This window comes from Calditrichota bacterium, assembly GCA_014359355.1.
Classification (GTDB): domain Bacteria; phylum Zhuqueibacterota; class Zhuqueibacteria; order JANLFK01; family Oleimicrobiaceae; genus Oleimicrobium.
The window spans coordinates 1-7,372 of the sequence record JACIZP010000079.1; the positions used below are offsets into that span (position 1 = coordinate 1).

9 protein-coding genes are annotated in these 7,372 nt (G+C 59.8%); all 9 read right to left on the bottom strand.

The features are described from left to right. Nucleotides 1–1,075 (bottom strand): CpaF family protein (locus H5U38_03490; protein ID MBC7186079.1); only part of this gene is annotated, 1,075 nt, incomplete at its 3' end. A gap of 76 nt (nt 1,076–1,151) precedes the next feature. After that, nucleotides 1,152–2,372, bottom strand: a complete 1,221-nt coding sequence (locus tag H5U38_03495) for an AAA family ATPase (GenBank protein MBC7186080.1) — start codon at nt 2,370–2,372, stop codon at nt 1,152–1,154. Nucleotides 2,373–2,435: 63 nt separating this feature from the next. Continuing rightward, nucleotides 2,436–3,533: a pilus assembly protein N-terminal domain-containing protein gene (locus H5U38_03500; protein ID MBC7186081.1), complete on the bottom strand. Its 1,098-nt coding sequence runs from the start codon at nt 3,531–3,533 to the stop codon at nt 2,436–2,438. 60 nt (nt 3,534–3,593) lie between these two features. After that, the gene (gene cpaB, locus H5U38_03505; protein MBC7186082.1) at nt 3,594–4,457 is read right to left on the bottom strand and encodes a Flp pilus assembly protein CpaB; all 864 of its coding nucleotides are present in this window, start codon (nt 4,455–4,457) and stop codon (nt 3,594–3,596) included. Between the two features lie 73 nt (nt 4,458–4,530). Then, on the bottom strand, nt 4,531–4,929 hold the full coding sequence (locus H5U38_03510; protein MBC7186083.1) for a pilus assembly protein: 399 nt from the start codon (nt 4,927–4,929) through the stop codon (nt 4,531–4,533). A 21-nt stretch (nt 4,930–4,950) separates the two neighbouring features. Further along, nucleotides 4,951–5,442 carry a prepilin peptidase gene (locus H5U38_03515; GenBank protein MBC7186084.1) on the bottom strand — a complete coding sequence of 164 codons (492 nt, stop codon included), beginning with the start codon at nt 5,440–5,442 and terminating at the stop codon, nt 4,951–4,953. A gap of 193 nt (nt 5,443–5,635) precedes the next feature. Next, the gene (locus H5U38_03520) at nt 5,636–5,800 is read right to left on the bottom strand and encodes a Flp family type IVb pilin (protein MBC7186085.1); all 165 of its coding nucleotides are present in this window, start codon (nt 5,798–5,800) and stop codon (nt 5,636–5,638) included. A 111-nt stretch (nt 5,801–5,911) separates the two neighbouring features. Continuing rightward, a complete protein-coding gene (locus H5U38_03525; GenBank protein MBC7186086.1) occupies nt 5,912–6,085 on the bottom strand; it encodes a Flp family type IVb pilin in 174 nt (57 codons plus the stop codon). Nucleotides 6,086–6,745: 660 nt separating this feature from the next. Continuing rightward, nucleotides 6,746–7,372 (bottom strand): HAD-IB family phosphatase (locus tag H5U38_03530; GenBank protein MBC7186087.1); only part of this gene is annotated, 627 nt, incomplete at its 5' end.

Below are 7,372 nucleotides of genomic sequence, written 5' to 3' on the forward strand. Positions count from 1 at the left end.
GGGAGATTTGCACCACCAGGTCGATGGCTGAGGCCATGTATTCCCGGATGGCTCTTTCCGGGAGGTTGGCAGTGGCCATCAGCACCATCGACTCCAACCGGCGCATGGCGTCCCTCGGCGAATTGGCATGGAGCGTGGTCATCGAACCGTCGTGTCCGGTGTTCATGGCCTGAAGCATGTCGAAGGCCTCAGCACCACGACACTCGCCCACGATGATGCGGTCCGGGCGCATACGCAGGGCATTGATCAGAAGCTCGCGTTGCGAAACAGCACCCTTGCCCTCCACGTTGGGCGGGCGCGTCTCCAGGCGCACCACGTGCTCCTGGTTGAGCTGCAACTCTGCAGCGTCCTCGATGGTCACGATGCGCTCGTGGCCCGGTATGAAGCTGGACAACACGTTCAAGAAGGTGGTCTTTCCAGAACCGGTGCCTCCGGAGATCAGGATGTTGAGCCGGGCGCGCACTGCTCCTTGCATGAGGAACGCCATGTCGCGCGTCAAAGAGCCGATCTCGATGAGGTCTTCCATGGTGAACTTGCGCACGCCGAATTTGCGGATGGATAGCGCCGGCCCGTCGATGGCCAGGGGTGGGATGACAGCGTTGACGCGCGAGCCGTCCGGCAAACGGGCGTCCACCATTGGGCTGGACTCATCCACGCGTCGTCCCACCTGCGACACGATGCGGTCAATGATGTGCAGGAGGTGGTCGTCATCCTTGAACACCGTGTCGGTCCGCTCTAACTTGCCAAATCGCTCCACGTACACCTGTTTGTGGCCGTTCACCAAGATGTCGGAGACTGTCGGATCGGCCAACAGCGGTTCGAGTGGCCCCAGGCCGAACGTCTCGTGCTGGATTTCGGCCAACAGTCGTTCCCGATTCACCCCGGCCACCGGCAGTTCATCGGCCTCGGAGTCCAACAGTTCCTCGACGATCCTCCGCACCTCGGCGCGTAGCTGTTGCTCAGGAATGGCCCCAATCTGCGAGAGGTCCAGCTTGTCGATGAGCTTGCGGTGGATACGGGTCTTTAGCTCTTGATAGGCTTTTTCGCGCTCGTTGGCACTGGCCTTCCTGGGCATGCCAGTTTCCACCGCCGCGTCTGATGCCACCCCGAACTTTGCCAATCGTGCGCTTACTGCCGAATCCATGCTCCGCTCACTCCTGTGGCCTGAGGTTTCTGTCCTGCGCCATCTCGCTCAGCCGCTTGTCCAGAGCCTCTGCCAACTCAATGAGGCTCTTGTTTGCCTTCGACTTTTCGCCGCGCAGCGCAAACGGCTCCCCTTTGTTCACTGCCGCCAGGCACTCCGCATACTTGTGATTGGGAATCTTCCAATCAATGGAGCGCTTGACCAACTGCGCAAACTCCTCGAGCATGTACTCGTTCTGGCTGATGTGCCGGTTGGATACCAACATGGTCTTTCCCAGGTCAAAACCCAGCTTCTGCAGCAGATCCAGCGTGCGATTGGTGTTGACCAGGGATGGCACATCGAGGTTCACCACCAGTAACAACAGGTCGGTCTCCTCAAGGAACAGAGCAGTTGTTTCATCCACGTAGCGGTCCAAGTCGACAACGATGTAGTCGTATTCCTGCCGGAGCAGAGCAAACAGCTTGGTGATGTCTGCCGGCAAGAGCTTGTAGACACCGTTGTTCGCCTTTGGTGGCGGCAGGAAATAGATACCCGACGGATGCTTCGGCAGGACCCGCTTCAATGACTGAGGATCTATCTGGTCGATGTCGCGCACAAGGTCGGTCATGGAGATCTTTGGCTGAATATCCAGGAAGATGGCCACCGAACCCGTCTGAAAGTTGGCATCCATTACCACCACCGCCTTCTCGAGCTTCGTTCCAAGATTGACGGCGAGGTTGGTGGCGATGGTCGTTGCCCCCAGGCCACCTTTGACCCCGTAGACGGAGATGACCTTGCCCGTCTTTTGCGGCACTAGGCCTTGCGTGACCTTGGTGCTCAGAAACCGCCGCACCGCAGCGGCAAGCTCGTGCCGGTCCAGAGGTCTGACTAAGAACTCTCGGGCGCCCGCGCGCATCGATTCCAGCAGCAACTCGGGAGAACCGCTGTGGGCGGTGAAAAAGGTCGTCATGGCCGGGAATGAAAGGCCAGCGCGCATAAGAAAAGAGAGCGCCTCCGAGGCGTTGGGTACGCCGCTCAACACCAAGAGGTGCGGCCGATGCGCTCGCACCTGTTGCATCCCCTCTGTCAGACTTGTGCACTTGATGATCGGGTCAAAGACGCCTGGTTCCTTGAGCACTTCCTCGATGAGCTGGAGCGAGGACTCCTCCGGCTCAATGATGACCGCTATCAGCTTCTGTGCATGTGCCGCCTCTTGCGGCTTTTCCTGTTTTCGTGACTTCCCAAGCATCGACACACCCACACATTCTCTTCACGTACGCATCGGGAGACCGAACACCTGTCGGTCGCCCTCTCACTCGTGCAGTTTGACTTCTTGCACCTCCTCGGGGCGCATTGGCTGCACAATCCGAGGTACGATGAGGATAATCAACTCGCTCTCCTGGCGATTAGCACGCTTGCTCTTGAAAAGATTCCCCAACACGGGTATGTGCCCCAGGATGGGGATGCGTGACATGGTGTCCATCATCTCCTTGGTCATCAAGCCGCCGATGACCAACCCTTCGCCGTCCTTGAGATGAACGGTGGTGAGCGCCCGGCGGGTGAGCAGGGCGGGAATGCGGAAACCGCTCAGCAGCACGCCGTTTTCAAAGTCGAGGCTGCTCACCTCGGGTGCCACCTTCAGCTCGATGGTCTCCGAATCGAGAATTGTCGGAACGAATTTGAGCCGGACACCGAACTCCTTGAACACAATGGTCACGCCCTGAAAGTTGACGATCGGCACCGGGAACTCGCCTCCAGCCAGGAAGCTGGCAGTGTCGCCGTTGGCAGCGACCAGATTCGGTTCGGCAAGCGTGGTCAGCACCCTCTTCTCTTCCAGGGCGCGGAGGATGGAAGAAAGCTTTTGGCTGGGAATGGAGAAGAAGAAGCTCACATTGTCGCCCAAGGCTGGGGGGATCGCCGGCGTATTGACCCTGCCGGCGAAGCTTCCGACGGTGAGCTCCTCTGAGCCAACCTTGAGTTGCTCGATGATGAAGTGGGCCCCCAGTTCACGCAGGGCACCGCGGCTCATCTCCGCAAAGCGCACCTGCAGCATCACCTGGTCGGCCGATTTTGTCCGGCCAACCTGGACCGTGTACTGCTGGTAGGTGGTCTCGTTCGTCCAGACCACCACATTCGTCACGCCAGCCTTCTTTCCCACCACCAGCAGATGCTTGGGCGTGGTGACGGTGACGTCGGCGATTTCGGGATCTGCGACGAAGACCTTGGTGATTGGAGCAGTGAAGTCCAAGACTGCACACCGCGACGGCTCCAGCATCACGGTTTGCTCAGGACCGCCTTGGTAAGGTCCGGCCCATAGCTGCGTGCTTACCGCCCATACGAGCAGAGGCAACCAGGCACAAAAGACCCCCGCTCCCTTCGCGTATTTGACGCCACACCCTCTGATGCGCATTTTCGTCTTCCCTTCCTCTTCCCATCCTTGCGCTGAGCGACAGAGGGGGGCCTAGCGCGCTCAAGGTTTCTGGCGCTCGGCACCCTCCTTGAAACTGACTTCCGACTTCTTTCCCTGGCGGAATACCTCCACGGTGTACTCTTGTTTTTTCGGCTCCGGAGCCTGACTCGGCCTTGGCCGATAGCTCGGCTGGACCGGCGCTGGCTTGTAGCTGTCGACCAGCTCTGGCAGAGAGGCACCTTTCGTCTCGTGCCGCAGTGAATCGGCGGCGTTGCGCAGAATGAGTTGAAGCTTGCCTTCGGTGCTGGCCAGTGCCAGCTTCTCAGCCTCCTCGGGTGTCACCAGCAACGTGACCGCCTGCACCGACATGGGCGAGTCACTCCCTCGCTTTGTCTCCTGGTCAACGGCGAGCACTTCGACGTTCTGCAGAATGATCTTGGTCTTTGCCGTGTCCTTGGAGAAGCCAGTAGCCGTGGTGACGATTACATCCACGCGACAACCGGGGAGGATGAAACCGCTCACGCCGCTGACAACATTGACGCCAACGGTCATGGCGACTTTGCCCGGCGGGATCACGCTGGACAGCCCTTTTCGCGACCCCACCGGGGCAAGCTTTCGCTCGGTGATAGGATCGCCGGCCAAAATCTCGTAGCGGACCACCCTGCCAACTATGTCGTCGATGCTGCGGAAGGCATCCGGAGGCGCCACCTCCGGGGGCCAGTCTTTCACTACCAGCACTTCTTTGGTCAGCTCCGTGCCGATTTTGAGATCGGCGGCGGCCAATACCACGCTGACCGTAGTCGGCTGCGTGACTGGCTCGCTCTCGCTGTGGATGGTCATCTGGGCAATGCGTCCCTTGGCAATGTAGGCCGCCCCCAGCGAGCTGACCAACGCAATGGGGACAATAATCTTAGGCTTTAGCATGGTTCCCTTGCCACCTCTTCTTGACTCTCCACCATCCCCACGCGAGCAGGTTCACGACGAGCCCCTCGCGCGTTTATCCCTCCCAGCGCATCACTGCCGTGTGGGAGATGTTGAGCTGGCCACCAAGGCCCGGCACCATGTTGCCCGTCAAGAACGTGTGCGGTATCGTCACCGTGCAGCGCATGTTGTTGTTGCCATCGGGCCCGCTGATGCTCACCGAGTAGTTGTTGTACCCCGCAGCGGTGATGACGTTGATGGCGGCCTGCCTGGCGCTGTTTGAGCCGGCCCCAGTTGCCGCCACGCGGACCCCTTCGCGCGCTGCACCGCTGGCGACATTCAGGGTCATCATCGCCCGACCAAACTCGATGATGGCCGCCAGGATCACCAGCATCAAGGGCAGCACCAAGGCAAATTCGGCCAGGGACTGACCGCGCTCGCCCAACAGCCTCTTTTTTCGCTGAAATCGTAGCACTGCCGCTCGTTGCCTCCTTTTCTACAGCACTAACGCCAGGACAGCCCCTCCAGCAATCGCCACCCCGTAGGGCACAGTCATCCGTCGCCGCTCGACCTTTGCCAGCTCTTCATCATCGCGGGCGCCATCCATCGACCTAGCCCTGTGCGCGGCGGCGACCATGGCCAGCGACAACCCGGCTCCCAGCAATGCCATGTAAAAGAGCGCCCGCGGGATTGCTTGCCATCCGATCCATCCGCCCAGCGCCGCTGCCAACTTGACGTCTCCTCCGCCCATGATGCCACCGGCAAACAAGGCCGCCATGATGACAAAGGCGATCGCCAATCCCACGGCTCCTTGCGTCGCCGCCCCCGCCCCCCCGAGCAGCAGCCGTACGCCAATGGCCACGGCTGCTGCGGGATATGTCAACCAGTTTGGTATGCGACGCCATCGCCAATCGTAGTAGGCTGCCAATAGCGCCACCGCCACGACCGCGCCACATACGGCTCCTCGGAGAACTGTTTCGTCAAGCATGCTCGCTCACCCAGTGCACCGGCATGAGGAGGGAGGGTAGACATCCTTGAGAAGGGGCTGTCGCCAGGCACGGGAAGGGCGCGGGTGCAGAAGTAATGCACCGCAGTGCCCAGGACATCCTCGCTGCTTCCTAAGCAGGCCTTCCGGGTATTGGAACCCTCCCTCCTCCACGCTCAGTGTCTGCTGCTACGCGTCACAACGCATCGGCAATCTGGTTCAGCAAGTTGTTGATGTTGCCGCCTAGCAGCGTCAGGGCCGCGATGCACACGATCGCCACCAGGAAGATGATCAGCCCATATTCCGGAAGGGTTTGACCTTCTTCCCGCCTGACCAGTGCCCAAATCTGCTTGAGAGCCATCACGTACCTCACCTCCCTTCGTCCACAGGTTTAGGGTTCACGGTTTCTTGCAATTGACAGTCTTTTCCGTCATCCCGGTGAGAACCTTCGTGCCACAAGGCTCTTGGACGCCTAAACGGCATTCCCGGCATTGTTGAAAAGGCCAGCCACATTCACCCCCAGCGCCGAGAGCAGGGCAATGCAGGCGACGACAACAAAAAAGACGGTGATAGCGTACTCGAAAAGGGTCTGACCTTCCTGGCGGTCGACCAGCAGTCGCGTCCAGTGACGTGCCTTCTCTACCACACCTCCTCCCTCCGCGCCTCTCACGCTTGACCTCACCTCTTGCGCCTCTCCGGCGCACCACCACCCGACCTCTAAAGGCACGGCGGCCCGTTTAGCACGGCCGGGACAGCTCACAAATGGGGGATTGTCGACGGGGTTTTGCAGTCTCCCCTGTGTCGGGGACTCTCGTTCACGACACAGGGGAATGGTCCACATTCTGTGACAATGCTCTGGGTTTACCTCCTGCTCCGATTACTTACCGAACGCATCTCTGTTTCGCCTCTGTGGCGACCGCGTTCCGGCCTTTCCTCTTACAACATGCATGCCATTCCTTGGAAGAAAAGTGTCCAGGCCTTCAAATGCCAAAATATTAGACAGTTATTAGGTTGCTTCAGACCTGTCTCGAGTGGGATTTTCCGCCGTTTGGCCAGGGAAAGTGAGGCACGAAGGAAACAGAGGAAGGAGTAATCGCCTTAACACATTGAAACTACGGGCCTTGCTCGTGTGGCATGCGGTCTACAGTGCGCGGGCCCGCTGTCCCAGCTCGGCAACAGGTCGGTGCCAGCGTGACCGGAAAGAAGGCGTGAGTACCACTGGGCAAAAGGATATGATAAGGAATTCCAAACTGAAGGCAGAGAAAACAGGAGAGTCGAGGCAAGAACACGGGGGCAGGACGTGTCCTCAGTCAGTGTGACCAGAAAGGATGGTGCGCACGTACGTCAGGACATCCGCAAATGTCGTGAATGGGGCATGGGCAATCCCCTCGCCCTGGCAATAGCGGAGCAGGTCCCCCTTGGCGAGCACCACGTCGGCCTCGGCTACCCCACACCGGTCGGAGAAGCCGTCGCCGACGTAGACCACCACCTCTCCGTCTTGGCGGTGCGTACGCACGTGATAGCCTTTGCAATTGCCGCACACCCTGCACCCGAGCTCGAAGTAGGGGAATTCCGGACGGATCGTGCCATCGGCGCCGAACACGAGATGGTTGCTGCGAAAGGGGATGTGCGCCAGCCCATGTCGCCTCAGGATGCGCGCGATGTAATAGTCAAGGCCATCGCTCAGCACCATCAAGGGTATGTGGCGCTCGGCGCAAAAGTCCGCAAACGTACGAAAGTGGGGGTCAAGCTCCTGTTCCTCTGCATAGGCGTCCAGAGCAGCACGCGTGACGCGGGCGAGACGACACTCCCTCTCCAAGCATTCGCGGGAGCTTATCAGCCCCTGCTTCCATGCCTGAACCGCTTTGCGCCAGTCTGGGTGGGCAAAGCGAGCAAAGAGCCCGTCACCGACGTCCTGGGCAGCTACGGTGCC